Origin of the sequence: Gilliamella sp. ESL0232, assembly GCF_013346885.1 — a bacterium.
In the GTDB taxonomy this organism is placed as follows: Bacteria; Pseudomonadota; Gammaproteobacteria; order Enterobacterales; family Orbaceae; genus Gilliamella; species Gilliamella bombi.
In genome coordinates, this window is the sequence record NZ_JAAEDW010000002.1 from 164,282 (window position 1) to 188,806 (window position 24,525).

Sequence of the window (24,525 nt, forward strand, 5' to 3'; positions counted from 1 at the left end):
TATTTTACACGCCTATTCAATAAATTTTGATGGTGACAATAGCAAGTTAGCGGTAAAATAGCGAGCTAATTTTTTAACTTTTTTTAATCGTGAAGAATAAATATTATGGCTAAAGCAAATGAAATAAAACGTGGTGATGCAGTCACCTATAATGGTAAATTATTACTTGTTAAAGATATTGATGTTCAAAGTCCAAGTGCACGGGGTGCCAGTACACTTTATAAAATGCGTTTTACCGATGTAAAAAATGGTGGAAAAGTTGAAGAACGTTTTAAAGGTGATGATATCCTCGAAACAATTGAACTATCCCGTCGACCTGTTAGTTTTTCGTATATTGATGGTGATGAATATGTATTTATGGATAATGAGGATTATACCCCTTATATCTTCAAAAAAGAGCAAATTGAAGATGAATTATTGTTTATCCCTGAAGGCGGTATGAATGGTATTCAAGTGCTAATGGCTGATGGTGAAGTTCTTGCCTTGGAATTGCCACAGACTGTTGAACTTGATATTGTTGAAACCTCGCCAAGTATTAAAGGAGCTTCAGCTAGTGCGCGAACTAAACCAGCTACTTTATCGACTGGGCTTGTAATTCAGGTTCCAGAATATATTGATAACCATGAAAGAGTTAAAATTCATATTGCTGAACGCCGTTACATGAGCCGTGCCGAATAACCAATAAAATCGTAATGAATATATATAATCAAAATAAACTACATAAACGATTGCGTCGCTTAACTGGCGAAGCAATCGCTGACTTTAATATGATCGAAGAAGGCGATCGTATTATGGTTTGCTTATCAGGCGGTAAAGATAGTTATACTTTGCTTGATATTCTTATCAACTTAAAAATCAGTGCACCAGTACATTTTGATCTAATAGCAGTTAACTTAGATCAAAAACAACCAGGATTTCCTGAACATGTATTGCCTGAATATTTAAATTCGTTAGGCATTGAATATAAAATCGTGCAAGAAAACACCTACGGTATTGTCAAGGATAAAATCCCTGAAGGTAAAACAACTTGCTCGCTTTGTTCACGGCTACGTCGTGGCATTTTATATCGCACAGCAACCGAACTTGGTGCAACAAAAATTGCCCTTGGCCATCATCGAGATGATATTTTAGAAACGCTATTTTTAAATATGTTTTATGGTGGCAAACTCAAAGCAATGCCGCCAAAGCTAATGAATGATTCAGGTGAACATATCATTATCCGACCACTAGCTTATTGCAAAGAAAAAGATATCGCCAGATACGCTGAAATTAAACAATTTCCGATTATTCCTTGTAATCTTTGTGGCTCACAACCCAACTTACAAAGGCAAGTAATTAAAGAAATGCTCAATGAATGGGATAAAAAGTTCCCCGGACGCATTGAAACCATGTTCCGAGCAACACAAAACATCACCCTATCCCATCTGTGTGATACCAATTTGTTTGATTTTAAAGGGATTAAAAAAGGTGATCTTTCTGTTAATGGTGGCGATATTGCTTTTGACCGCGAAGATATGGCAACAACCATCGGTTTTGATGCTTCAGAACTTGAAAAACAAGATATGATTTTATGGAAGGAAGCAAAATAGTGGCTTAATATACATATACTTTAACTTTTTCATCAATGCCATTAATGTGGCATTGATTTTTACATTTCCTAGAAATTTTAAATCCACAATGATGCCGAGCGTGATAAATCACGCTTAAATTAAGTGATAATTAACTATTTTGTATTTTTCATCATATGAAAATAAATTACAAATATTAAGCTTTAATTTGTAAAATGTATTTTTGTAAACTTTCTAACTCGGATTTTGTGTCGTATGCGTAGATCCGAATTTCATCATAATGTTCAGTTCCATTAATTTCTAGTTCGTGAGAATTTTCATTTGTTACTACTGTTTTCTTTAGCTCACCAGCTAAATAATATTCAATATGATATTTAACGGTTTCTGGTTTATCAATATTACCTTCATTATATGCAATGAGATTATCTTGTTGTATTTCTTTGTTTCGATGTAACCATGTTAATACTATTGTTTCTTGTTCTTTTAGTGTTATTGTCTCTGTAATAACACCATTTACCTGTAAATTAGCTGGAGGATATGGGCGTGCGGCTCTTGCGTCAAATTTTAGTGCTCGAATGGGGGCCTTATTTGCACTGAGTGTTCCAGCATTAGTTTGTGTTAACTGTTGAACATAAACAACTTCACCTTTTAAATATTCAATACCGTCCGTTTCAAATAGGCTATCAAAAAACCAGATAAACGAATCTTTACTGTGTGTTTGTGGTAATGTGTCTGCACATCCCCTTGCTATTGTTAAGGTCCCATTTAACTCATCAAATGCATCAATTCGAACAATTTCATTACCAATAATAGCTGCACTACCAATTGAAACATCTGTCATATTTTTGTTAAAAATCACGTTTAATTGTGTATCTATTTTACTTAACTGACGTTTACTGATTAATACCGCACTTGGCGTAAAGTCGCCTGTTCCTCTTATTGTAAAATCAGCACCTTCAGTTGTAGTTTGTAATAAATAGTTAATTGACTGTGAATTTGGCTGAGCAGAAACTAGAAACATATAGCCTGATTCGTTATTAACATCATAATTTGATAACTGGCTCATTGCAAAATAGGGAGATTCAAATAACATATAATTTTTAACTGGTCTTGGTGTTGTATCTTGAACTATCCCTGTCCCAGATTGATTACCACTATTATAAACGGTGTCTGCCAACCCAAAAACATCCTGAATTGCGGTAATTTCAATCATTCCATCTTCGTGCTCGTTAATAGAGCCCACCCGCATGACCATATCTTCGATATCTCGGTCTGGTAGTGATACCCGAAAACAATCAGCAGGAGTTAATATTTCACCGCGTCGATCAAACTGAATCGTTAGACGAATTAAACCCGCAATTCCAGATTCCAGTTCTCGCTGTGCAACACGTGCAGCCAGCTCAAATGTTGGTAGTGCTTTATATTCAATAGAGCTACTGATTAAACCAACGGCTTGAATTGCACCTAAATTTTGTGCCCGAACTTCACTATCCTCGTTCGTTACTGGATTATGCCATTTTACAGCAATTTCATTTGGTACATTATCGGAAGCGCTACTATCATCGTCCTGTACCACTAAAATACCGTTATCATAATTAAACAATGGTAAATCTTCTGTTTTGTAATTATCACGAATCAGTTTTAGTTTAATTTTTCCTGTTGTTAAATCAGCATATTGTACTGCGCCTATATGATCTAACACCTGCTGTACAAATGTATCTAACCCATCTTGTCGATTGTAACGAAAGCATAAACCGAATTTTTCATTATATAGAATATCAGCAGCAGTTTTAAATGAATCTAAATCAATATCCTCATATAGTTGCAATCCTCGTCCCCAATCATTGTTGGTTGCACACTCTATCAAAATATGCGCAGGATTCATTGCGTGAATAGTTCTTAAATTGCTATTTATTCCATTATCTTTTTCATGAATTGTTGATGTATCATCATATAACATGATGATACATTTTTCTGGGTACCATACTTCGTTATTTGACCAACCTTGTGTTGTACGTCTGACTCTATATTTCCACGGTTTTGGACTTGCTGAATAAGCACTAATTAAACCATCAAAGAACGTCGTAACCATGCCCCGAAAACCAGGCACAACGCCGCCCAGTAAATTTTTTACACGACTAGTTGGCTCCTGATCTGCATCACCCATTGCGATTTCAAATATGCCTTTAATTCCACCTTCACCACCAACATTAGTACCACCAAACAAATTCGGCTTATCAATATAAATTGATTTGCTAACAGTAACTTCATTTGCTTTACCTGCAAACACAGTTTTATCATCAGCGGTAATAGCAACTAACTCATTAATTGGACCACGCCCAAGCCCCGACTGAATACTGAAAAAGTATTTATAACCAATTGTTGTTTTCTTCTTTTTACTGCCCATACTTACCCCTTATGCACACTAACTTGCTTTGCGAGTTCAACAATACGAATAGCTAATGCATCACCCGTACTTAAAATCGTTGTGCTATCAATCCCACCATTTTGAATAAAATCGTTAAAACTCAGTCCATAGTGTTTAAACCAGGCTCTTAATCCCCACGCACAGCCTCCACCTTGACGAATATCTGCCATAGTTATCCATATACTATTTTCTAATTGCTTCATAACGATAATTTCCATAAGCCAGTACAAACCAATCCGCAGTCCAACAGTCACCAAAAAACACACACTGTGGCGTTCCTTCTGTTGGCTGTGGATAATCAAAGTCATCAAACGTTGCTGCATTAACCTTATTATTATGTTTTTTGGCTAATGCTTGATTTAGAAAATAGGATGCAACCAGTACAACAACAAAACGCGCAATCGCCCACCACATAATTAACCTCCTAGAATAGTTTAGTAATGCTATACGGTGATTTGCCAGGCAGGTGTGGGCAACCACCATAATTCAAATGGTTATTAAATTTATTTTCACATGTATCAATCGTATTATCACAACCAGGATATACATTAATTATCAAACCTACACTTAAGCCATAAGTCCCACCGTACAGACTTAAATTATTGTTATTATGCATGCGAATACCTCGCCTTTCTGTTAGACCTTCAAACTCATATTCAATATAGCCACCGCTAAAGTAACCATTATTAATACTCTGTGGTACATTGAATGTAATTGATTTACCATCTAATGCAATTATCTCTAACCCTGAAATGACATAATGACGAGCTTTAACTTTACATCTACTATCATAAAGTGCATGGGGGCACTTTCTACCCCAGGTCAGCCTCAATCCCTGACGGCCAAATGTATTGACAATATTAGTTGTGATAATTTTGGCTTCACCAATTTTTTCACGTTTGACTTCAGTGATATTACCTACCCATGCCACCCGTAACTCTTGTTGATTATCATGATAATGCATGCGATAAATTCTAATTTTTACCGATGTACTAGGTGGCACACCTCGGTAAAAAGAAACAACTTTATTCGTAACGGGTAAGGTAATTTCAACATTATTACTGCTTGCTGATAATCCGTTATCACTAATTGCAATCGCTTCCCACAGTGCATTATTAATCATTATCGAGCGATCGGCATTTGTATAGCGGTAATACAAATTCTGCCTTTTAAACTCATACAGTGTTAATGGTTGTCCATTTGCAACAGAATACTCAAACTCACTCCAACTCATATCTTACCTCCCTAAATGTAACGTTTACTCTCGCCGTGCCGTCAGCATCAGTTAAATGCTCCCATACGACTTTGTCATCATTTAAACGGCATAGACGCATTATGGATATTTTGATTACTTCCTGGCGCATAAATGCAACTTTTTTATTGAGCAATAACCGAAGTCCACCTTTGTTATTGCTTTTTACGTTGACAATTTCACGATATAAAATGCGGTTACCACTCAATAAAATTCTTAAGAACTGTCCGCCGAAATCAGTTTCAGTCATATTATTTTGTTCAATATCTAAAATTTCACTGGTTGCATCATCAACTAGTTTGCAATCATTACTAAACGAGGGGACAAAAATTGGTTTTTGGCGACCACGGAGGGCATAAAACAATGCACGCAGTTCAAGTTGTTTATTACGGCCATTAATTAAAAATTCATGAGATTGAGTAATAAAAACACGACTCGCGCTATCTGAGTAGTACACGATACCCGTTTGATTGTCGATTTCACGTCTCATTGATTCATATGAAACATGTACATCATCTGACCAATCTGGTTCTTGCTCCAGCACATAAAAATTATTGTATATAGGTAGCTCAACATTAACGTTAATGTCATTTTTTTCAACAATTAAAAATCGTAACTCTGCGGTTGCTAATTCATCTGTTCGCCTGATAATTTTAGGTGGTTCAGTTAATTTTGCCGATTTAATAGGAAATACTTTTGCACCTTTTAAAACAGCTGTATATATCGGTTCAGATAGTGTAATACTTGAACTTTTAATTGATTCAATATTACCAACAATTGTATTACTACCATCGATAACTGTTAAATTACCTCCTATATGATAATCTCGACCGATGGTTGATAAATAAATTGTCTTATCACCTGGTTTGATTTCTCTATCTAGTAGTGCTATATCACTATAAATTGGCAATGAAAATGAGCTTAAATAGTTCTGAAATAGTATATTTTCAATTTGTCGACGTTCGTGTTTATGGATAAGCGTTTGAAACTCAAATGTCCGACGAGGTGTTAATCGCATTGCTACCCGTTGTTCTGCCCCTGTTTGTGATTGATGTACATTGGTTTTCCATTCTAATGTTTCTGTAATACCATGCGACCAATTTGGAGAGAGAGGAAGCGGTAGCGAACGATTACCGCTAACAACTAATGTAACGGTTTCAGCGTTTAAAAAATGAAACGAAATTGTACAGTTAATACTATCTGTGCCGTGGCTATCAATATCAATTGATAATATTTTTAGGCTTAATCGGCTAAATAAAAGTGGTAACGTCACATTACTGACAGTGACCCCTTGTTTATCACTATAGGTAATATCAGTCAGAATTTTACTGCTGAAATAACCGTTGAAAATTGATACTTCTATAGTGCGTTGATTACTCACATAGCCAACATCAATAGTGGATGGATTAATATAGAGCTTGTTATAAATAATATTTAAAAATGATTGTGTAATGTAGCCTTTTCGCACATTGAATAACTGCAACGGTATTCCGCGTGTAACTGGCCCCGTTTTGTCTTCAACGACAGATGATAGACGAGCCATACCTTGATATTGTTGCAAATCAAAGCTACGTTGACCACGTAGCTTTTTCAAATCATTAATAACGTATCCTGTATGTTTGTTACTCATTACTCAATTACTCTATAAAAGTAGCCAAGGTCATAACTATTATCTTCATCCTGAACGTTGGATGTGACAGTTTGAAACATTGTTGCCGCACAGCAATAATATTTTTCACCATTAATTTCACGAATAGTACCAGGAACAACACTATCAATTCTGGCAACATAAAAATCAGGAACTACACCGATGCGTTGATATTGTTTGCTAGCCAAATGCAGATAAATCGATTGTGGCACCAACGTTATCAAATTATTAAACTGAGATAAACTTACCTCAACAAGTAACATATCCGGATGGGGTTTATAATCGCGTTCAATAGTCGCATCACCAATGCCCATTGCGCCCATGCCTTCATAACCTGACTCATTTGCTCCAAAAAAATAGTCTTTTTTGTTAACTCTAACAACGCTAGCAAATGAACGATATTCTCGGCTTCCGATATACAAGTACATATCACTGGTGAAGGGATATGATGCGTAACTTGTATCATTTGTGTTTGTTGAATGTGTTCCGTACGCATAATGACCATCATTGTAAATTCCATCTTTTTTTAGCGTTCCGAATCCAAAATGTCGAAAACGGCGAGAATCAACACGTACAACAACATGAATATATTGTGTTGTTGCTAAAAATGTATATGACGCAAATGGCTCATGATGAAAATTGGTACCAGCCCCCCAATAATAACGATAGAAATTTGCTTTACCGTTAACAGAGCTTGAACCATCTTGGTTATCCCAGGATAAATTTGCGTTAAACTGATTGTTGATAACAATGTACAACGTGGGGAGTGAATTTGATGATCCAACTCTTAGGCTCCAAAAGCAATTTTCATTATGTAAATAGAGTTCTTTTGCTTTAGTATCAATTTTATCAACAACCCACCCATCAACTGATTGTGCAAACGTTGCTAGTTTTGATAATAAATCTACGACTGATGAGGCGTTACCCGTTTGATATGCCATGTTTAGCTCCAATTTCTATACTTTTTCAATTGCAAAAAAATCAATATTCGTTACACGAAAACCATTTTGAAAAATAATAAATTCGCGACCATCATCGGTGCTAATCGTATCCTCTGCCGCTCGGCTTAATCCTGGTACCCAGTAAACACCATCTAATGCCCCCCAAAATTGAGTTGCACCTTTTGTCACGTCAACAATGGAAACAGGATAAAGTGGTGAGTAGCTATCAGGTGATGCAGTTAACACATTGATTTTTTTATTGCCATAATAATAAAATTTTTCAATACCTCTTGGATAAACTAACTTTGTTTGGCTACCTTTTGAACCATAAAACTGTTGCCATGATTGCGCTGGGGTAAATACGTAAAAATGATTGATACGCGGGTCGATAATTGACGCAAAATAATCTGTTGTAATGGAATATCGTTGTAGTTCATTATTACAGCTACCTGCAATCACTAGTGGATAAGGGTACTCATTTGGCAATGCGTTTGGTAGCATAAATCCGCAATAACAACTTGAATAAACAGTTGTCATTTTTGTTACTACAATAAATCGACGATTATTAGCAAAAAACCAGTAATGTAATGGATTATTATCAGCAAATAGTCCAACTTGTGTGCGATTTAACATACCACTAAATATGTCATTGGGTTGATTGATTAATTCAACATTAAAGTAGGTTCCACCGCAGAAATAAAGATTATAAGTATCATTTGAAATGCGATTATCTGTTTTACACGCAACATAAATATTATTGCCAGCAGTCGCTCCTGGCGCACTCCATGCATATGATTTTCGTTTTGCTATAGTTGCTGTAGCCGCAGTTTCGCCGCTGTAAATTTCTGTCCAGTTATCACCTGTTTTAACTAATTCACTATCAGTTGTTAAAAATAGATTTAATTTATCCAGTAAATCGATTTCGTTATCTGCAATTCCACTTTGATAAGCCATAGATTAAATCCCCAAATCTTGTTTAATTGTTTGTTTATTTGCTCGAATAAATGTTTTAAATGCTCTGCCACCCGTTACGCTATTGATGCCACGACTGACCATATCACCAGCATCAATGACTAATTCCTGCTGAATAACGGGACTTAATACAGTTGGTGAGCTTTTGCGTTGTTGGTTATCATCAAGTAATGGCGCTTTTGGAATATTGACATTGCTAACTAGCCCGCCTGTTGCATAATGATGTAATCGTCCCGTATTGATAGCGTGAAGATAGTCGAGACCGTATTTTTTCACAGATTCAGCTTTCACAACAAATTCACCGTTTGATAAGCGAGCAGGGATTGAATCTGATGTACTTGTACCTGGTCCACTGATATAACCACCAGTCGCTGCCACAACAGATGCTGCACCAGCTAACCCCGACATAGCAGAGCTACCCGCACTAGCCGATGTAATTGCTGTGTATAAGGTCGCTGCACCACTTGAAAATGCGGCTGCCATTGCGCCTGTTAATCCCGCGGTTCCCGTTGTCATTGCGGTAGTTAATGAAGTGCCAAGTTCAACCGAGCCAACACTTGTCGCAGTGGTGATTGCTGTACCCATCAGTTCTGCTGAAGCGATAGCACTGGCATTTTCAACTGCTGTATCGGTTATTGAGTTAAAAAGTGATTTACCCAAATTACTGAGTTGATTCATGGCAATATCAGCAAGACCTTTACTTGCTACCTGAGCCATTGCTGATACGATACTTTGTGCAAGGTTTAATAATGCATCTTTTAATTCAAATGTACCTTTTGCTAAAGAATCAAGACTACCTTGGATACCGCTTTGTAACCCGTTTTTAAATGCATTGGTTAATGCATCGGTAGTTTTATTTAGTTCTGCAATTTGTAGCTGAAGTGTAGCAAGTGCTTTTTGTGCATTTTCTCCAACTTGACCAGGAAGCGCTGTCATAGCTTGCAAAGTAGGTAAATATTTGGCAAGTTCTTGCGCTGTTTGCTTGTGCAAATCAACTAACTGGCTTTGTGCTTCAATTTGTGTAATTAAACCAGCAGTTACTTGTGCTTGTATACTTTGTTCTTTAATTGACTGTTGTGATTGTGCTTGCTGAACTTTTGCTAAAATTTCGGAAATATTTGCTTCAGCTTTTTTTAGTGGTAACAACTGGTCAATTAAGTCAATACCCTCAATATTTTTATTAGCTTTAAGTTGTGCAATAACCGCTTGATACCATCTATCAATTTCTGCCGTTTTAAGGCGGGCAGGATCAAACAATAGCGAATTGAGTTGATTTTGTAATTCGTCATTAAGTTTTTTATTTTCGTGTGCTGTAATTGCATTATTTGCCGCATTAGCTCGATTACGTTGCTCTACCGTTAATTTTTGAGAATCAATCAACGCTTGACGAGTTGCGTATGTTTTTTGTGTCTGCTTATCAGCTTGTGATTCTAGCGATTTTATAAATTGTTCTGTTTCACGTGCCGCAGATTTTGCAGCTCGGGCTGATTCTTGTATTGCTTTTTTCTTTGCTTCGTGCGCATCTATCAATTTTGCATTAGCGATAATCTCTTTTTTGAGCTCTGGGCTAGCATTTTTATACTGACCTTTTTCAATTTCATAAAGTGCTTTAGCTAGGGCAGTACTTTTTTCTTGTAACGCAACTTTATTTTTTAATTGTTCGTTATACTGCCTGAGCGATTTATCCGTTATTTCTTTTACATCTTTATCATATTGACCACCAGAAAATGATTTACCGTCTTTTGATTTAACCCCTTGTGCTTGTAAATCTTTACGACCCTTTTCATTAGCCCACAGCGCTTCATATTTTTTACGTAATTCATCAACCGCTTTAGCTTGTTTTTCGGCATCACTGGCATTTTGTTTATGCAGCTCATCAAGCTCTTTTTGGGCATTGATTGCTTTTTCATTAATGACATCAGTATCATGTTTTTCTTGCGCTTCTTTTTGCTGTTTATCTCGTTGAGCCTGTTTTTCTTGTAATGCTTTATCATCATTCTTATTGTATGGAATATATCCTGCCCCAGGAACAATATAAAAACCTCTGTTTTTAGCCCCCTCCATTCTTTCAATATCTTCGTCTGAGCTTGATAACCCTAAACTAAATTTGAACTCTTTTTTAAATCCTTCGCTTATATCACTCACGCCATTTTTGAAGCTTTGCCACGCATCTTCTAACCAATTAAGCTGTTCTTGCATCTTGTTAGCGCTGACTTCCATCTCTTTGGCATATCTCTCAGTAGCAACGGCAATGGCTTGTTCTGTGTCACCTTGTGCCTCAAGTGCTGCTATACGCTGATAAGTAGCTAAATCTAACCAATGGTATTGTTTATTACTTTCAACCGCCCAACTAGTGACCGAATTTTCAATACCTTTAAATGATTGAACGGCGTCTTGGGCACTTTTTCCTGTCACTAGTGCCATATATGCTGATGCTGTAGCAATGTTTTCAATCGATTTTGCTGATAATCGCCCCGCTGATGTCAGTTCTGCAATAACACCACGTGTTTCACTGTAGTTATGATTAATTTTACCGATACGCTGAGACATAGCCTCAAGCCCGCCTGTGGTAGCACCGGCATAATTACCCGTTGAAATTAAGGCACGATTAAACCGCTCTTGGTCTGAAATTATCGTACTTATCACTTGGGACATTTTGTAAAAAGTCGCGATAAAAACACCCACTGATAACGTGGCAGCGCTAAATAATGGCGGTAATCGTCCAGTCATGTTGCCAATTGTCAGCAATGAATTTCCCGCTGATGCAAAATTACCACTTGCTAATTGTTTAAACATACTGGCGATACTACGACGGGCGCCTTTGGTATTCAGATCTAATTTTTTAGTACTTTCATTGAGTGTTTCAACCGTTGATAATGCAGCACGTTGATTGTTAATTTTTCCAAGATAATCATCAAACGTATCAGTATCAATCACGCCCGCTTTTTTTGATTTCCTTAATTTGCTTTCTAGCTCATCTAAACGACTTAGACCTTTTGTAGCAGGATCAATACTAGCAAGTAATTTGTCTAAACCTTGGCGCAGTTTTTCAACTTCTTTTTGATGGACTTTAGTGGCTTTAGCTGCTGCTTGCTGTGCCTTTTCTTCAGCTTGTTCTTGTTGCAATAATTTGATAATAGCTTGTTGTCCACGGTTCATCGCATCTACTTGCTTTTCATAGACGCTTTTTAACTCATCACCCACTTCATGAATATTTTTTTTAGCACGATTCACGTCAGCCGTGAACTTCATTGCAATATTCATATCGTTATTAGCCATTATTATTGCTCTCCGCGTAACTGTTTTACAAACTTTGTAACTTGTTTACCACCATTGAAGCCAACACAAATATCTTCAATTCGGTTAGCTCGTTCTCGGTTTTGTAACTTAATTAATTCATCGTAATACAGCAGTAATTGGCGTTGCGTGTAATGCGGTAACTGCTGTGCATCATGTCCGTTTTTAATTAATAGTGTAAAAACCTCACTCCAGCTTACTGATTTGCCTGTTTTGCAGCGTTTTGCCGAATGATTTTGCGGGTTACCGCGTTCATAAAAAAACGAGAATTAACAACCCACCACCAATCAAGTAGTTGTAAACCATCTTCATATGACAACGTTTCAATAAACGAAATCGGTTTTTGAATAGAGGTACTGATTAATGAATAAACCAATTCTAAATTACCCATAATAATTGTGTCGGCTTGCTCAATAGTGATTTTGTTTGTACCGTTCATTTCATTCACAATTAATGCAACAAACTGGTCAATTTCGTTACCAATAGTTAGTGCATCTTTAAATGAATATTCACGTACTGTAATTGTTTCACCAACTAGTGTAATTTCACGATTCGGCATTAATGTTGCTAAATCATTTGATTCTTCTTTTGTTGCTGTCACTTTTTCTGCCATGTTATTTACCTACTAATAAAATTAGAGAGTTGAATAATTAGCGGTGACACATCACCGCATAATAAAATAAATTTATTTCGCCTTTTGAACGTATGAGCCAAAATAACCAAGCGAACTATCCTTGTTTTGACTCATATCAGCCAAGACCGTGGCAGTAAGTGGTAATTCACCGTATCCCTCATTGTGTAGCAACGAAAAATTCGAGATTGGATTGAATTTAACTCTAAATAATTGAACGACAATGTGTTCATCTTCGCGGTCGGTGTTAATGCCGTCTAACATAAACCAGCGCTCAGGCGGTTGACGGGTAAAAATGCCTAGACTTTCTTTTTTAGCATAGGAATAATCAACAGAGGCTGTTAATGACGCAGGGGTTAATAATTTGATTAATCCTGCATGTGCTGATTCAATTTCATAATCTGTTCCTAATACTAATGTGGTTCCATCAGCAATTTTTAACTCAATATCGGCAACAAATGGATGGGCTAATTTAATGCGGTCACCAATTACCAGACTTTCAGGTAATTTTTCATCAGTAACAATACCTGCCTCAACAGTAATTTTTTCACCATAAAGCGCTAACGCAATGTTTTCGATTGACCAATCTTTTAACGTAAGATTTAACGTGCCGCTTTTACCCAGTGTTAATTCACCAACTTGTAGACGTTGCCCAGTGTAAGACTCATTTTGCGTAACTGTCTCAACACTTAGTTCCATTTCACAGGAATCAGCCGTACCCACATGCCGAAAGGCATTAGGTCGAACAGGTGAACTTGCGGTATTACGGGTGGCAAGATTTATGGTACCTTGCAAACTCATTAATAAATCTGACATATCTTTCTCCTAAAACTATTTATCGGCTACCAATAAAATGCTGTGTTTGAAATGAATCAATCCACACTAGAACGCCATTTTGAAAACCTAACGTTTGCCCACCAACCCATGTGACTGGACGAACTCCATCAATAAACTGAACTGTTTTACCAATCAACAAATCACGCACCGCACCTATAACGGGGTTTGCTAGCTGTTTAACATTTTGAATATTGGTTGCTTGACTTGAAATATCACGTGCAACAACCACAACACCAAAATTAACACTTACTGACTGCCGTGTTCCTGTTGGCTTATCATTCGGCGTTTCCTTACCAAGCAAAATGTAAGCAGCAGGGGTAGGTACTGAAGTTAAATCAGTCAGCTTGCTGTATTCAGCACTGGTACCAACAAAAACTAAGGTTTTATCAGACATTAAACCTTTTAATTTTTCAGCAATGACTGATACATCAAATGGTGCGCTACTCATCGTCCAAAATCCCGTAATGTGTTCATATCAAATACTCTTACCGGTCCAGTCTGTTTTGGTACACCACCTGCGACAGGCAAAGCATCATCAATACCAAGCGAATATTTCCCTTCAGCTACCATTTTTAGAAAGCCCAGAACTTGTTTGTAATCACGCACGATAGGATCGCTTTTTTCATCAGAAACACGATTGCGATGCAATTTGTAACGAACAATAATGCGTGCCCAATCAGTTAACAAACGAGGTACCTTAACTAAGGGTAGCCTGTGTCCACGTTGCCGTAAAAAGCCGTTTATTTCAGCTTCAGTATCAGCTATTGATTCATTAATGCGTGCGATTGCTCGATTTGCATTAATAACATCATCAGGCAACCAACTTGAAACATCACCACCATTAATAATGACTCCCAACAAATTAGCATCTACGGGCATTTCACCATCTTGAGCAACCAATTGGGATAGCTCAACGAGTCCTGGACGTTCGGATAAATTTAGCAATGTAATGTATGGAATATTCATCATCTTTACCCAAACCAACGATAAATTCCCGTTGGTTGTTGTTCACATTATTAACTGTTTGCTGGAATAACATTTTCAAACAAATAGCCGGCATCTTTAGCCACAACTAGCTCTTTGACCGATTCACCGACTCGAACACGTTGACCACCACGTAAACCGATATCAGGATCAACAATCGAACCCGAAACACGATCTTTAAATTGAGCTGTATAACCGAACGTCACACCACCTTTAGTATTTGCTAATTTATTACGTACCGTGAATGATGCTTTATTGCCCCAAGCACGAAGTAATGCGGGTGATTTTCCGGGTTTTGCACTGTTTAAAAAGGCATCACCGACATAAATGGTTTCTAACTCTAATAAGTCAGCTAAGAACCCTAGCGGAACAAGGCCGTTTTCACCCGCATTACCGTGGTATGCGGCAACAATTTTGGGATGACGGCGTAATATTGTGGCAACTCGACGTCCTAATGTGCCGATATTAGGACGTTGAATCATTGAATCAAATGCATCCGTTATTAATGCTACTGGGTCACTATCAAGATTATTCCATTGTTGTGCAGTAGTTAATGTTTGTTTATTGCTGTAATTTGCACCATTAAAAAGCAAATTTGCAGCTCGAACCTCACGATCTAACAAAATTAAATCAGTCGTGGCTTCAACGGCATGACCAAGGGGGTTATAGCCTGTAATGGCTGTATCAATATCATCTTGAGGGACAGGGCTATCAAGTCCCCAATCTTCAACTGAGCTTTCTTTTTCTTTGGCACTAAACTCAACTTGATTCGGTTGTGACGTCCGACCAACTTTGGTATTAGGCAAAGTAAATCGCTCTGAAAAATCAAATTCAAGCCATTTAAATGATGTGCTAGAAACAGGCACACGAGGCAAAACCTCATCGGCAATTAACTTATTATTACGGTAAGCGATAGCAATTGCAGTCAACTGCGGTTCAACTGGGAAAGGGCGTTGCATATAAAACTCCTCAATTAAAAATTTGTTTATTAAAGGTCATAGACTATTAGTTAAATAACAGGTCAAGCTTGTTTGCTTGGTGCAATCCAAATTGAGCCTAACTCACCTTCATTACCATTTTCTTCAGCAAAACCAATAATAAAATCACCACTATTTGCTTTTTTCGCTCGACCATCGGCATTTGCCGTAATTGGATCACCTATCGCAATTGCTTCGCTATAAAAAACAGGCGCTAAACCGCTACGAATCACATCAAACACTTCACCATCACCGCCACCAACAATCGTTGAAACACCAATTAATAATACGGTACCGTCAATCGCTTGTTTTGCTAAACCATCTTCACTACCATGACAGACTATCACGCGTGGTTTGACTTCGCCTTCAGCGGTTTTTGCTACTGTTAATCCTGGAATATTCATATAAAAACCTTTTGGTTAAAATTAAAATGATGCTGACATTAATAATCAGCCTGTAATTAATGCTCTTGCTTTTTAGCTTTGGTTACATGCGTAACGGCTTGGCTAATTGAAATTGTATTGCCTTTGTCTGCCTGTTCTTTTTGATAGGCTTTGGCTGCATCAGCAATGACTTTTGGATCTTGTTTATCAACGTTATCTTCACTATCACTAGCAGCCGATTTTTCAGCAAAGTTCATAAAAGCGGGACGCTCTGAAAGTACTTTTTTGATTAAATCAACTGGGGAACTGTTAACAGTTGCATCACCTTCAGCAAATGAAATTGGTTCACTACCCAACGCCATAAATACTTCAACAACTGTAGTTTTATGCGCAGGTAATAATTTTCCATCTTTAACTAGTTCATCAACAAAGGCAGCAAATTCCGCTCGCTTGTTAGTTTGTTCTTTTTCTAGCAATGCTTGTTCACGTTTGGCTAGTTCAGCATTCTTAGCGTCAATTGTTGCTTGTTGTTCGGCAAAGCTAGCGTCTAAAGGTTGTGGCATTTTTTCTTTCTCCTTTTGTTTTCTGTCGGATATTGCACGCAATGATTCAAGGCGCCATTGCGGTAAAAATAGGTCAGCACTGGCAATGCCGGCTTTTTCAATCAGCAGGTCACGCAAATTAGCTAAAATTGAAATCAAATTCTCATCAAATTCTTCATCAGCCATAGAGAATTCAACAGCACCTTGCTCGCCGTCAGATTCGGCAAAACTAACATCAGGCAAACCTTTAATAGCAGGCGCTGCTGCACCTAAAAAACCAATGTGCCGCGCATAGTAATGACCCGGTTTAGGATTGCCTGGTGAATCCGGTAAATAAATTGAAAGTGAGCGTTTTTTATAACTGCCCGCATTATAGGCTTCAGCAAATTCTGGATTAATCTGATCTAACTTTGCATAAACCAAACCATCTTTTACTTCAAATGATTTTGCCCATGCGTAAGCTGGAGCTGTTAGTTTGGGATGGCCGATTACAGCAGGTGCTTCAGATAGCGTTGGATCATAGCTTTCAGCTAAATCAATACAGTTTTCTAAAGTAAAAGTGATTTTTCGACCATCTACCGCAGTATGCGTACCAGGTTTAAAAACGGGAATAAGTGCCATAAAAAATGCTCCAGTAAATTGATATAGAGCATCATGACTTATTTTGAGAAAAGGGTAATCTGAACGCGGGCAGATAATTTTTTAATGATTTGAAAAGGGGAACGGCAAAATAATAGAAGAAATATACACTAAAAACTTATTATAAAGCATTTACAACACGATTAAAGCGATTCGTAAATAAACTAATTAGCCTTTTTTAGTAAAGTGGCTTAAAACGCGTTATATTGCGTTTTAAGCAAAACCCAAGTGCTCACGCACAACATCGACCAAGAGTAATTTATCTTGGGCGCTAATGCCAAGCCATGGTCTTGCTGGAATTACCACTTGTTTTACAGGACATCCTCCCACATTTAATGCATTGCCCTTAACTGGTTTAATTGTACCGCCGAACTGATGGATAGCGCCATAAATTAAATTTGTACCGAATAACAAAGTATTACCTTCAATCTGCCAATGCAACGTACTTCTTAGATTACCATCTAGCGTTAAAATTTTATCTTTTTGTTTGGGTTTTGAGTCTTTATACCAAGGAGATAGTTTTTTCCACGGTACACCATCGGGCGATTCTTGGGCATTAAAGCGTGCTTCATGAATATCAAGTAATACTTCGCCCATATGACTAAATAAACTTTGAGTATCATCTATGGCCGCTTCAATATGAAGCATAGCATCAAGCGCATTTTGTATATTAAACTCAATATTTACGCCAGTCATTTTTTCACCTATACTATTTTGAATGTAAGTAAGCAGCTTCTGCCAAAGCCTCAAATCCTTACTTATGCACCTCAATTATGGCAGTGATTGAGGTTTATCGTTTAAACACTCGAACACCAACCCTCAGTTGCTCTAGATATTCAGGGTTATCAGGCGCAAATGTTGTTACACCTAGCCAACCATCATCACCCACTTCAAATACCGCTAGCATAGGCTTAATTTCACCATCAATCATAAAACGAGAAATGTAGCGCCGGCGCACTACCGATTTTTGTAGATGATCAAAGTATTCCATTCTTGTCCAAATTTCATCAGGCAGTTTTAACGAATCCGCCAGTAATAATAAAAATTGCTCACGACCACGTTTTGTAACTTTCAATTCACCAGTTTTGCTAACAGTGAAAAGCTGTTTACCGATTACTAATGCATCACCGGCTACATCTTTAAAAATAGCTGGCTTAGTTAACGTTGCGCCAAATTCATTTAAGAAAATATTGGCATAATCTTCTTCAGTTAAGCCCTTTTCTAACAGTCTATTTTTGCTTACTTCACGGATAGCTGGCCATTCATCAGTTGCTTTGCTTGATGGTAAACCTCGTTTTAAAGTTGGATCTGTATCTAATGGATTTGGTACAAAATTATCAAGTCTTGATTGCCCGGGAATATGTTCAAAACTAGGGTCAATTCCTTCAGGTACTCGAACTATTCTAGGATTACCGCTATTTTCACCAATCACTCTATCAACCCAGTTTATTGTTGGTGCTTTGTCAGGTTGGTGTTTTCCCATTCTTTTTAAATTACCTTTAGTTCGCCCACGAACACGACATTGACAACCATAGCCATTGGGTGGAAAGTGAGTATTCCACCAAGGATCATTAAAATCTAATACCAGATGATCCCAACTTTGATGAAGTTCTCTAGGGTGTTCAACATAATCACTATGCAAATATTCCATGTATGGAAACTTAGCATCACGTAATTGCTGGTAGCGTCCAGCTTGATAAGATGAATTTAAATTTGTTTCATAGATGATACGAGTACGCCAGTTAAAACCGCCGTTATAACTCCAACCATGACGTTCTACTATCTCAGCAAAGTCTTTACGGAACTCATCCAGTGTAGTACCTTGGCTAATTGCTTTATCAATAGCTGCACGAAAATCATTTAGTAATGCATTACGATTAGCACCCGCCACAACAAAGGCATAATCATGCTCATTATTGTAGATATCTACATAGCTGTTTGTGGGCACATTTGCTTTACGTCTGAAGAATTCAATTTGCTCTTTAAATGGCAACGAGCCATATGCGACATTAACCATTTTTGCTATCCTCAAGTAGTTCTGTGCGACCTGCTAAATTAGCTGCTGTTAATGCTTCAGCCATGACCTTTGCATATTTATCTAATTGCATATCGGGAATTAGCTCAAATAACTTATCACGTAATTCTTCTAATGATTGAACATTATCAACCAGTTCTTTAATTTGATTAATCCATTGGTCGGTAACTGGTTGCATTTCCGTATTTAAATGATTTGATTGCAACACGGGTGCAAAGGTATTCGGTTGCTGTTCGGCAAAATCAACGTTTTTTAAAGATTGCGCATCAATCGGCTCTGCTAGTTGCGGTTTTTCTTCCCATTCACCACCATAAGTATCCTGTACATGCGAAAGAGTTGGACGGAAACCAGTGGATTCAATAATATTTTTATCACGTTCTGACATTGATTTTAAATCTTCTGGTTCATCAAAAATACGTGAAACCTGAGGAACAGCAGCACCGGGAAAATTCATCTGTGTAAACCAAGTACCTGGTCCTCGATTCCAACTCTCGCACATTACATCAGAATCTGATTTTGCAATTGAACTTAATACCGCAGCTTGGAGTGATTCATCACCACCGATTGAGCTTGATGCACCACCTGAGGAAGTAATTTGTCCAACGGTTACACGCCTAATTGCTTCGTTCATTGAGTCGTAAAACGCTTTGTAATCGCCTGCGCCTGAGCGTGCTATTTGTAGTAATTCAAGCGTCATGCCATCTGGCATGATGATGCCTGAATCGGTCTGAATTGCACGAGTGAGTGACAGTAAGTCCCGTTTTTGTTCAGGTGTTGCACCTGTACTATATTTGCCCACTGCCGTTGGCATGCCGAATTTTTCCAGAAAAATTAGCCAGAACTTAATATCATTGCGTTTAAAAAAGCTTGGCCAGTAAAGCCAATGAGCCAAGCCTAGGCCATACGGTTCATCATCATGATCGGCACCAGTTGCATAATGCCAAAAGTACGGTGCATCACAAGCAACACCTTCATGCATATTATTGGGCGTTAATAAGCGCAGTTCACCCATTGGAGTAAACCGAAAACGACGGCGATCACGAACTTTGATATCATCAATCCAATATAGATTATCTTTGATGCCATAAATTAACTCCGCCACAGCATAACCGTAAAAAACACCGTAGTGCATTAGTTTAGTCACTCGGTCAAACCCAACCGATTTTAATAACTCGCTCATTGCATCAGCTGCTTCAATATCAATCGGTTTATCGCCTCCGGGTTCCACTTTCCACTCACGAGATATAACAGCATCTTGACGCTGAGTAAATGCCGATTTCACTTCATCATCATTTAAAACTTCTTTGTAAATATCTAAACGACCGCCACCCCGATTACGAAGAACACTATCATCTGGCAGCGCTAGCGAACCAACAAACAATTTAGTAATATCATTATTTTCACCTGTGCCTGCCAGCTCTCGTCCTGTTTCAACATGTGGCTTTTTGCCTTTAAACCATAACATTAAATAAATCCTCCAAAATCGTTACCGCCCCGTACTGTGCCAAAGCCTGTATCAGTTGTTTCCAGTTCTGAGCTACCCGAATATTGATTCAATGAACGGTAAGAATCACGATATCCAAGTGACTGATATTCAATTTCATACCTATCTTGGCTAGCTGCATTAATTGCAAGAAAGGCAGCCCAAGTTCTATCAGCATGACCATTACTATCAGAATCAGCAACAAAACGCGGTTGCCCCGTTGCGCCAGTCACTTTTTTCAACTTATGCAAATCAGCACGAAGTGCATTATTGCCAGCGGGAATACGAATTTTTCTATCTTGAAATGCTTGTTTACCTTGTGTTGCTAATGTTAATTTATTGGGAGCGGTAAATAGCACACCTTCAACGACCATTTCACCATAACGTCGTTTAGCATCCTCAACAGGTTTTTCACCCATACCTGTTTGGTCCATACAGATACGAATAACACGATAACGCCTAAAAACATCATCAAGCAGTAAATCTTGTTCGGCAAAAGAGATTCGCTTCCTCTCAATAATTTCACGAGTCCAAAGAACATCGCCCACTTGTTCAATGACCCAAATAACAAATAGGTCATTACGTGTAGCAATATCAACGCCAACAAAACAAGGATTGCCTGTATAGTGTTCAGGAACTCCCGCTTTTTCATCTTCGACACTGGTTATTAAATCAAAATCAAGCCAACTGCTGGCTTCATCAAGCCACTTGAGTTCAAACTCTTGTGCCCATAAATCATCATCACCGGCACCTTTGTGTAATTCCTCAATATTTCGAGGTAACCCATCATTAACGCATTGATAAATATCCGCTACATGGCGTGACCAACCATCATCTTTACCAGTCATCAGTTCATAGAACTTATTACCTTTACCATTGGGGGTGCTAATGACTCGCAATTTTAATCCGGGCTTTGAAATAACAGGGAACAAAGCTTTCCAAATAGCACGGCTATCTTGATGAAAGGCAAATTCATCCAGTAAAACACTAGCACTAAAACCACGAGCAGTATCAGGATTGGCGGGTAAAGCAGTTATTTTACTACCACCAGGTAATTCAACTTCTAACGCTCTAATATTGGCATCCCAATCATAATCGAGTTCTTTAAAACCTGCGGACATTGCACGCAGATGAACTTTAACCCCCTCATTCATGGCTTCACGTGCTTGACGTTCACCACGTGATAAAATCACCCAACGCGCACGTTTACCTTGAGCTTCAGCTCGCAAACAGTCGAGCACAATTTGTAATGTGCTGGTAAACGTTTTACCACATTGGCGAGAGAACATTGCAATAGCAAAACGGCTAGTGTCGTTTACCCACTGTTTTTGATAGTCATAGAGTTTTAAGGCCGGTTCATTTTTTACTGTCATAAGTCATACGCCGCTTTAATTACTTTAGCTAACATTTCAGCTGGTACTTCGCCTGTTTTTTCTAGCTCATCCAGTTTTTCTTTTTGTTCACGCAATAACTTTTCACGTGCTGCTTTTTCGATTTCCTGCCGCTCTTTAAAGCTTAATTGCCTTGCTTGCATGGCTTCTTTGGCTGCTTTCGCTAAAAAACTAATTTCTTTAATCGTGATATCTTCCGATTCATGGGCTTTAAATGCAGCACGCGTTGCCAGCGTTGTAACAGCCTGAGCAAGTAGTGCTCCTGATTTATCATCAACACTGTCACCAAGCTCATCAACCAAAATACGTGATGCTGTTTCAATTTCACGTAAGCTATTGGTCATTTCATTAAAACCTTTTTGATAGCGGTGAAGACTAGAACGGCTTGGCGTATCAGTACTTGGGAATTTTTGTTGCAGCTCTGCAATCATTTCATCAAGAGTAAGTTGATCTGCTCGTAGTAGTTTCTCAATATAACTACGTACCTCAGGCTCTAGTTTGTGGATCGTTGATTTACGTCCCATAATTACGCTCCTGCGCTTGGACGTTTTACACCAGGCACAACAACTTTACCAGTGGCCACATCAGCACCAAAATCGGTTAAACGAGCAACAATAACACTACCGATTGTTTCGGTTTTAATTAAGTCTTGTTGTCCAAGCCAACTTAAATGGGTTTTAACTTGATCACGACTAATAGCGTGGCCATAGTGATCTAACGCACTATAGATAATACTAGAATTACTGCTATAACTTGGCATTTCATATAAGATACGCAAAATAACCAAACGTTGATCTTCTTTTAAAAATTCAGCGTAGCTCATAATTCCTCACTTGTTCTTTAATAAAAATTGATTGATGTTATCTAATTGACGAGATAATCCTGAAAGCCGATCAGATAACTGATTTAAAGTAGCTTCATTGCTACTTAATTTTTCAATCAATTTTGTTACCTGATGCTGAGTTGGTAATGACTTAACCGTTTCTTCAACTTGTGTTACCCGAATACGTAAGTCTAGTAGCTCTTTTTGGCTAGCCGATTGACGACCAATTAGCCATGAGTACACTCCTACAACCGCCATTACAACCCACTGCAAAAACTGCCAGTTAAAGGTAAGTTCATTAAAATTCATCGTTTATTCCTTTTTTCTTCCAATGCTGCACATTCAATACATAAATCAGTAACGACTAACTTTCGACGTTCTTCAGCTATAGGCTCTTCACAGATTCGACAATACAGGCTCGATACTCCTGTCTTTGCTTGATGTTTTGCTAATATTCGTTCTCGTGCTTCCATTTCAACAGTTGATGCTAAATCAGCGTTATCCATTGTTTGCCTCGTTGATATATTTTATTAGTTCAATAAATCGACCTGAGCACTGCCCATATTGGTCATAAAGCTGTTTTAAGGCTTGAGCTAAACCATCAGCGGTATTATTTCTTCGTTTTACGGGTAATTCGCATGGTACCGTCAGTTGTGCTGGTAAAACCATGGGTTGTTGCTTGAGCGGCATTTGTACGGGCTGAGTCGATGAACTGCAAGATACTATCATCAAACACGCAATGACTGCGATCATTAGCCGTTTTGTTAAGTGCATCTTGTAATGCTTGATTTGATTGTTCATCATATAATTTCCTTTCTGCTATCTGCTGTGACAATGAATAACTTGCATCATTAGCGGTTTTAGTTAGTTGCTTTGTGCTCTTAATCAATTGACTTAAAGTATCCATTGCTTGTTTTGCTTCTAAAGCAATATATTCTTGTTTAGCCATTGATTTGCCATGACTGATACCTAATTGGTAAAGTAAACCAAAACCAACAATCAAAAATATTCCCAACAAAAAATAACTTTTATTGCTCACAAAAAAGCTTTTGATTAATTTATATATATTTTTAATCATCACAAACTCCTAAACTCCAATTTTCAGCTATGTAAACAGGTTGCCAACGGTAGATAATGCGAATCGGATAATCACGGTTTTCTTTAAAATTAATACTTTTACGACCGCCATTAATATTTTCAACGACTCCCCAATAGTGAGTAGCATCTTGGTATTCTCGTTTTGCTCGTTGTCGATCACGATTAACCCAACCCAAACCACCGTTATAAGCTGATAAAACAAATCCCCAGTGGTCACAATCACTAGCCACTTCATTTACACGTTGATATAACCAATAATCATATTGAACTAAGGCACGCAGTGCCCAAGATGGGTTATAAGGTTCGTTGCTTCCTAATGATTTAGGGTAAGCCCCTGCAATCCAATCCGCCGTTGCTGGCATAAACTGAGCTAGCCCCTGTGCGCCTACTGGTGATTTTGCGTTTACTTTCCATCGAGATTCCTGATGAATTTGAGCTGCAAACAACGCAATTGGTGCATCAAGACCAAAGATTGCACGTGCATTACGTGTCAGTTCCCGTTGATGTTGCTTAGCATCATTTGGTACACCTGCTATAGCAGGCGCTAAATGACAACTAAACAGCATAAACACAATAATTAAAGTTAAATAACGCAT

The 24,525-nt window shown here is 38.0% G+C and carries 28 protein-coding genes; 2 read left to right on the top strand and 26 right to left on the bottom strand.

What is annotated here, in order from left to right:
- Positions 1-105: 105 nt before the first annotated feature.
- Positions 106-678, top strand: a complete 573-nt coding sequence (gene yeiP, locus GYW75_RS03750; protein WP_065574609.1) for an elongation factor P-like protein YeiP — start codon at positions 106-108, stop codon at positions 676-678.
- 14 nt (positions 679-692) lie between these two features.
- Complete coding sequence (gene ttcA / locus GYW75_RS03755) at positions 693-1,589, top strand: tRNA 2-thiocytidine(32) synthetase TtcA (protein ID WP_174798495.1); 897 nt, start codon at positions 693-695, stop codon at positions 1,587-1,589.
- A 175-nt stretch (positions 1,590-1,764) separates the two neighbouring features.
- Here ttcA and GYW75_RS03760 read toward each other — a convergent pair whose 3' ends face one another.
- The 26 genes from GYW75_RS03760 to GYW75_RS03885 form a co-directional block, all read right to left on the bottom strand.
- Positions 1,765-3,975, bottom strand: coding sequence for a hypothetical protein (locus GYW75_RS03760; RefSeq protein ID WP_174798496.1), 2,211 nt, complete (start codon positions 3,973-3,975; stop codon positions 1,765-1,767).
- 2 nt (positions 3,976-3,977) lie between these two features.
- A complete protein-coding gene (locus tag GYW75_RS03765; RefSeq protein ID WP_194240424.1) occupies positions 3,978-4,199 on the bottom strand; it encodes a hypothetical protein in 222 nt (73 codons plus the stop codon).
- A complete protein-coding gene (locus GYW75_RS03770; RefSeq protein ID WP_075508847.1) occupies positions 4,180-4,410 on the bottom strand; it encodes a hypothetical protein in 231 nt (76 codons plus the stop codon). Before GYW75_RS03770 ends, GYW75_RS03765 begins: the two co-directional genes overlap by 20 nt.
- A 10-nt stretch (positions 4,411-4,420) precedes the next feature.
- Positions 4,421-5,230, bottom strand: coding sequence for a phage BR0599 family protein (locus tag GYW75_RS03775; protein ID WP_091125844.1), 810 nt, complete (start codon positions 5,228-5,230; stop codon positions 4,421-4,423).
- Positions 5,217-6,878, bottom strand: coding sequence for a hypothetical protein (locus tag GYW75_RS03780; RefSeq protein WP_174798497.1), 1,662 nt, complete (start codon positions 6,876-6,878; stop codon positions 5,217-5,219). The genes GYW75_RS03775 and GYW75_RS03780 overlap by 14 nt, the downstream gene beginning before the upstream one ends.
- A complete protein-coding gene (locus tag GYW75_RS03785; RefSeq protein ID WP_174798498.1) occupies positions 6,878-7,837 on the bottom strand; it encodes a hypothetical protein in 960 nt (319 codons plus the stop codon). Before GYW75_RS03785 ends, GYW75_RS03780 begins: the two co-directional genes overlap by 1 nt.
- Positions 7,838-7,852: 15 nt before the next feature.
- Positions 7,853-8,791 (bottom strand): hypothetical protein, encoded by a 939-nt coding sequence (locus tag GYW75_RS03790; RefSeq protein ID WP_174798499.1) that lies wholly within the window; start codon positions 8,789-8,791, stop codon positions 7,853-7,855.
- A 3-nt stretch (positions 8,792-8,794) separates the two neighbouring features.
- Complete coding sequence (locus tag GYW75_RS03795; protein ID WP_174798500.1) at positions 8,795-12,088, bottom strand: phage tail length tape measure family protein; 3,294 nt, start codon at positions 12,086-12,088, stop codon at positions 8,795-8,797.
- Between the two features lie 214 nt (positions 12,089-12,302).
- Positions 12,303-12,719: a DUF6631 family protein gene (locus GYW75_RS03800; protein ID WP_174798501.1), complete on the bottom strand. Its 417-nt coding sequence runs from the start codon at positions 12,717-12,719 to the stop codon at positions 12,303-12,305.
- Between the two features lie 72 nt (positions 12,720-12,791).
- Positions 12,792-13,553, bottom strand: a complete 762-nt coding sequence (locus tag GYW75_RS03805; protein ID WP_174798502.1) for a phage tail tube protein — start codon at positions 13,551-13,553, stop codon at positions 12,792-12,794.
- A gap of 19 nt (positions 13,554-13,572) precedes the next feature.
- On the bottom strand, positions 13,573-14,022 hold the full coding sequence (locus tag GYW75_RS03810) for a phage tail terminator protein (RefSeq protein WP_065574292.1): 450 nt from the start codon (positions 14,020-14,022) through the stop codon (positions 13,573-13,575).
- Positions 14,019-14,540, bottom strand: coding sequence for a gp436 family protein (locus GYW75_RS03815; protein WP_174798503.1), 522 nt, complete (start codon positions 14,538-14,540; stop codon positions 14,019-14,021). Before GYW75_RS03815 ends, GYW75_RS03810 begins: the two co-directional genes overlap by 4 nt.
- A gap of 50 nt (positions 14,541-14,590) precedes the next feature.
- Positions 14,591-15,517 (bottom strand): phage capsid protein, encoded by a 927-nt coding sequence (locus GYW75_RS03820; protein WP_174798504.1) that lies wholly within the window; start codon positions 15,515-15,517, stop codon positions 14,591-14,593.
- A gap of 62 nt (positions 15,518-15,579) precedes the next feature.
- Entirely contained in the window at positions 15,580-15,939 is a 360-nt protein-coding gene (locus GYW75_RS03825; RefSeq protein WP_174798505.1) for a DUF2190 domain-containing protein, read from the bottom strand.
- A gap of 56 nt (positions 15,940-15,995) precedes the next feature.
- Positions 15,996-17,081 carry a peptidase gene (locus GYW75_RS03830; RefSeq protein WP_174798506.1) on the bottom strand — a complete coding sequence of 362 codons (1,086 nt, stop codon included), beginning with the start codon at positions 17,079-17,081 and terminating at the stop codon, positions 15,996-15,998.
- A 231-nt stretch (positions 17,082-17,312) separates the two neighbouring features.
- A complete protein-coding gene (locus GYW75_RS03835; protein WP_174798507.1) occupies positions 17,313-17,795 on the bottom strand; it encodes a phage virion morphogenesis protein in 483 nt (160 codons plus the stop codon).
- 94 nt (positions 17,796-17,889) lie between these two features.
- Positions 17,890-19,116 carry a PBECR2 nuclease fold domain-containing protein gene (locus tag GYW75_RS03840; RefSeq protein ID WP_174798508.1) on the bottom strand — a complete coding sequence of 409 codons (1,227 nt, stop codon included), beginning with the start codon at positions 19,114-19,116 and terminating at the stop codon, positions 17,890-17,892.
- The gene (locus GYW75_RS03845; protein WP_091123311.1) at positions 19,109-20,599 is read right to left on the bottom strand and encodes a DUF935 domain-containing protein; all 1,491 of its coding nucleotides are present in this window, start codon (positions 20,597-20,599) and stop codon (positions 19,109-19,111) included. Before GYW75_RS03845 ends, GYW75_RS03840 begins: the two co-directional genes overlap by 8 nt.
- Positions 20,599-21,990, bottom strand: a complete 1,392-nt coding sequence (locus GYW75_RS03850; protein ID WP_202983914.1) for a terminase large subunit domain-containing protein — start codon at positions 21,988-21,990, stop codon at positions 20,599-20,601. Before GYW75_RS03850 ends, GYW75_RS03845 begins: the two co-directional genes overlap by 1 nt.
- The gene (locus GYW75_RS03855; RefSeq protein WP_160424330.1) at positions 21,987-22,532 is read right to left on the bottom strand and encodes a phage protein Gp27 family protein; all 546 of its coding nucleotides are present in this window, start codon (positions 22,530-22,532) and stop codon (positions 21,987-21,989) included. Before GYW75_RS03855 ends, GYW75_RS03850 begins: the two co-directional genes overlap by 4 nt.
- 2 nt (positions 22,533-22,534) lie before the next feature.
- Positions 22,535-22,831 carry a VpaChn25_0724 family phage protein gene (locus tag GYW75_RS03860; protein WP_065588008.1) on the bottom strand — a complete coding sequence of 99 codons (297 nt, stop codon included), beginning with the start codon at positions 22,829-22,831 and terminating at the stop codon, positions 22,535-22,537.
- A 6-nt stretch (positions 22,832-22,837) separates the two neighbouring features.
- Complete coding sequence (locus GYW75_RS03865; RefSeq protein ID WP_065564393.1) at positions 22,838-23,140, bottom strand: DUF2730 family protein; 303 nt, start codon at positions 23,138-23,140, stop codon at positions 22,838-22,840.
- On the bottom strand, positions 23,137-23,337 hold the full coding sequence (locus tag GYW75_RS03870; protein WP_174798509.1) for a TraR/DksA C4-type zinc finger protein: 201 nt from the start codon (positions 23,335-23,337) through the stop codon (positions 23,137-23,139). The genes GYW75_RS03865 and GYW75_RS03870 overlap by 4 nt, the downstream gene beginning before the upstream one ends.
- Entirely contained in the window at positions 23,330-23,521 is a 192-nt protein-coding gene (locus tag GYW75_RS12715) for a hypothetical protein (protein ID WP_446719037.1), read from the bottom strand. Before GYW75_RS12715 ends, GYW75_RS03870 begins: the two co-directional genes overlap by 8 nt.
- Positions 23,442-23,909 (bottom strand): hypothetical protein, encoded by a 468-nt coding sequence (locus GYW75_RS03880; protein WP_174798511.1) that lies wholly within the window; start codon positions 23,907-23,909, stop codon positions 23,442-23,444. The genes GYW75_RS12715 and GYW75_RS03880 overlap by 80 nt, the downstream gene beginning before the upstream one ends.
- Positions 23,902-24,525 carry a transglycosylase SLT domain-containing protein gene (locus GYW75_RS03885; protein WP_174798512.1) on the bottom strand — a complete coding sequence of 208 codons (624 nt, stop codon included), beginning with the start codon at positions 24,523-24,525 and terminating at the stop codon, positions 23,902-23,904. Before GYW75_RS03885 ends, GYW75_RS03880 begins: the two co-directional genes overlap by 8 nt.

Coding starts and splice junctions, on each gene's coding strand:
- yeiP (WP_065574609.1), top strand. CDS start 106: ATGGCTAAAGCAAATGAAATAAAACGTGGTGATGCAGTCACCTATAAT.
- ttcA (WP_174798495.1), top strand. CDS start 693: ATGAATATATATAATCAAAATAAACTACATAAACGATTGCGTCGCTTA.
- GYW75_RS03760 (WP_174798496.1), bottom strand. CDS start 3,975: ATGGGCAGTAAAAAGAAGAAAACAACAATTGGTTATAAATACTTTTTC.
- GYW75_RS03765 (WP_194240424.1), bottom strand. CDS start 4,199: ATGAAGCAATTAGAAAATAGTATATGGATAACTATGGCAGATATTCGT.
- GYW75_RS03770 (WP_075508847.1), bottom strand. CDS start 4,410: ATGTGGTGGGCGATTGCGCGTTTTGTTGTTGTACTGGTTGCATCCTAT.
- GYW75_RS03775 (WP_091125844.1), bottom strand. CDS start 5,230: ATGAGTTGGAGTGAGTTTGAGTATTCTGTTGCAAATGGACAACCATTA.
- GYW75_RS03780 (WP_174798497.1), bottom strand. CDS start 6,878: ATGAGTAACAAACATACAGGATACGTTATTAATGATTTGAAAAAGCTA.
- GYW75_RS03785 (WP_174798498.1), bottom strand. CDS start 7,837: ATGGCATATCAAACGGGTAACGCCTCATCAGTCGTAGATTTATTATCA.
- GYW75_RS03790 (WP_174798499.1), bottom strand. CDS start 8,791: ATGGCTTATCAAAGTGGAATTGCAGATAACGAAATCGATTTACTGGAT.
- GYW75_RS03795 (WP_174798500.1), bottom strand. CDS start 12,088: ATGGCTAATAACGATATGAATATTGCAATGAAGTTCACGGCTGACGTG.
- GYW75_RS03800 (WP_174798501.1), bottom strand. CDS start 12,719: ATGGCAGAAAAAGTGACAGCAACAAAAGAAGAATCAAATGATTTAGCA.
- GYW75_RS03805 (WP_174798502.1), bottom strand. CDS start 13,553: ATGTCAGATTTATTAATGAGTTTGCAAGGTACCATAAATCTTGCCACC.
- GYW75_RS03810 (WP_065574292.1), bottom strand. CDS start 14,022: ATGAGTAGCGCACCATTTGATGTATCAGTCATTGCTGAAAAATTAAAA.
- GYW75_RS03815 (WP_174798503.1), bottom strand. CDS start 14,540: ATGAATATTCCATACATTACATTGCTAAATTTATCCGAACGTCCAGGA.
- GYW75_RS03820 (WP_174798504.1), bottom strand. CDS start 15,517: ATGCAACGCCCTTTCCCAGTTGAACCGCAGTTGACTGCAATTGCTATC.
- GYW75_RS03825 (WP_174798505.1), bottom strand. CDS start 15,939: ATGAATATTCCAGGATTAACAGTAGCAAAAACCGCTGAAGGCGAAGTC.
- GYW75_RS03830 (WP_174798506.1), bottom strand. CDS start 17,081: ATGGCACTTATTCCCGTTTTTAAACCTGGTACGCATACTGCGGTAGAT.
- GYW75_RS03835 (WP_174798507.1), bottom strand. CDS start 17,795: ATGACTGGCGTAAATATTGAGTTTAATATACAAAATGCGCTTGATGCT.
- GYW75_RS03840 (WP_174798508.1), bottom strand. CDS start 19,116: ATGGTTAATGTCGCATATGGCTCGTTGCCATTTAAAGAGCAAATTGAA.
- GYW75_RS03845 (WP_091123311.1), bottom strand. CDS start 20,599: ATGTTATGGTTTAAAGGCAAAAAGCCACATGTTGAAACAGGACGAGAG.
- GYW75_RS03850 (WP_202983914.1), bottom strand. CDS start 21,990: ATGACAGTAAAAAATGAACCGGCCTTAAAACTCTATGACTATCAAAAA.
- GYW75_RS03855 (WP_160424330.1), bottom strand. CDS start 22,532: ATGGGACGTAAATCAACGATCCACAAACTAGAGCCTGAGGTACGTAGT.
- GYW75_RS03860 (WP_065588008.1), bottom strand. CDS start 22,831: ATGAGCTACGCTGAATTTTTAAAAGAAGATCAACGTTTGGTTATTTTG.
- GYW75_RS03865 (WP_065564393.1), bottom strand. CDS start 23,140: ATGAATTTTAATGAACTTACCTTTAACTGGCAGTTTTTGCAGTGGGTT.
- GYW75_RS03870 (WP_174798509.1), bottom strand. CDS start 23,337: ATGGATAACGCTGATTTAGCATCAACTGTTGAAATGGAAGCACGAGAA.
- GYW75_RS12715 (WP_446719037.1), bottom strand. CDS start 23,521: ATGCCGCTCAAGCAACAACCCATGGTTTTACCAGCACAACTGACGGTA.
- GYW75_RS03880 (WP_174798511.1), bottom strand. CDS start 23,909: ATGATTAAAAATATATATAAATTAATCAAAAGCTTTTTTGTGAGCAAT.
- GYW75_RS03885 (WP_174798512.1), bottom strand. CDS start 24,525: ATGCGTTATTTAACTTTAATTATTGTGTTTATGCTGTTTAGTTGTCAT.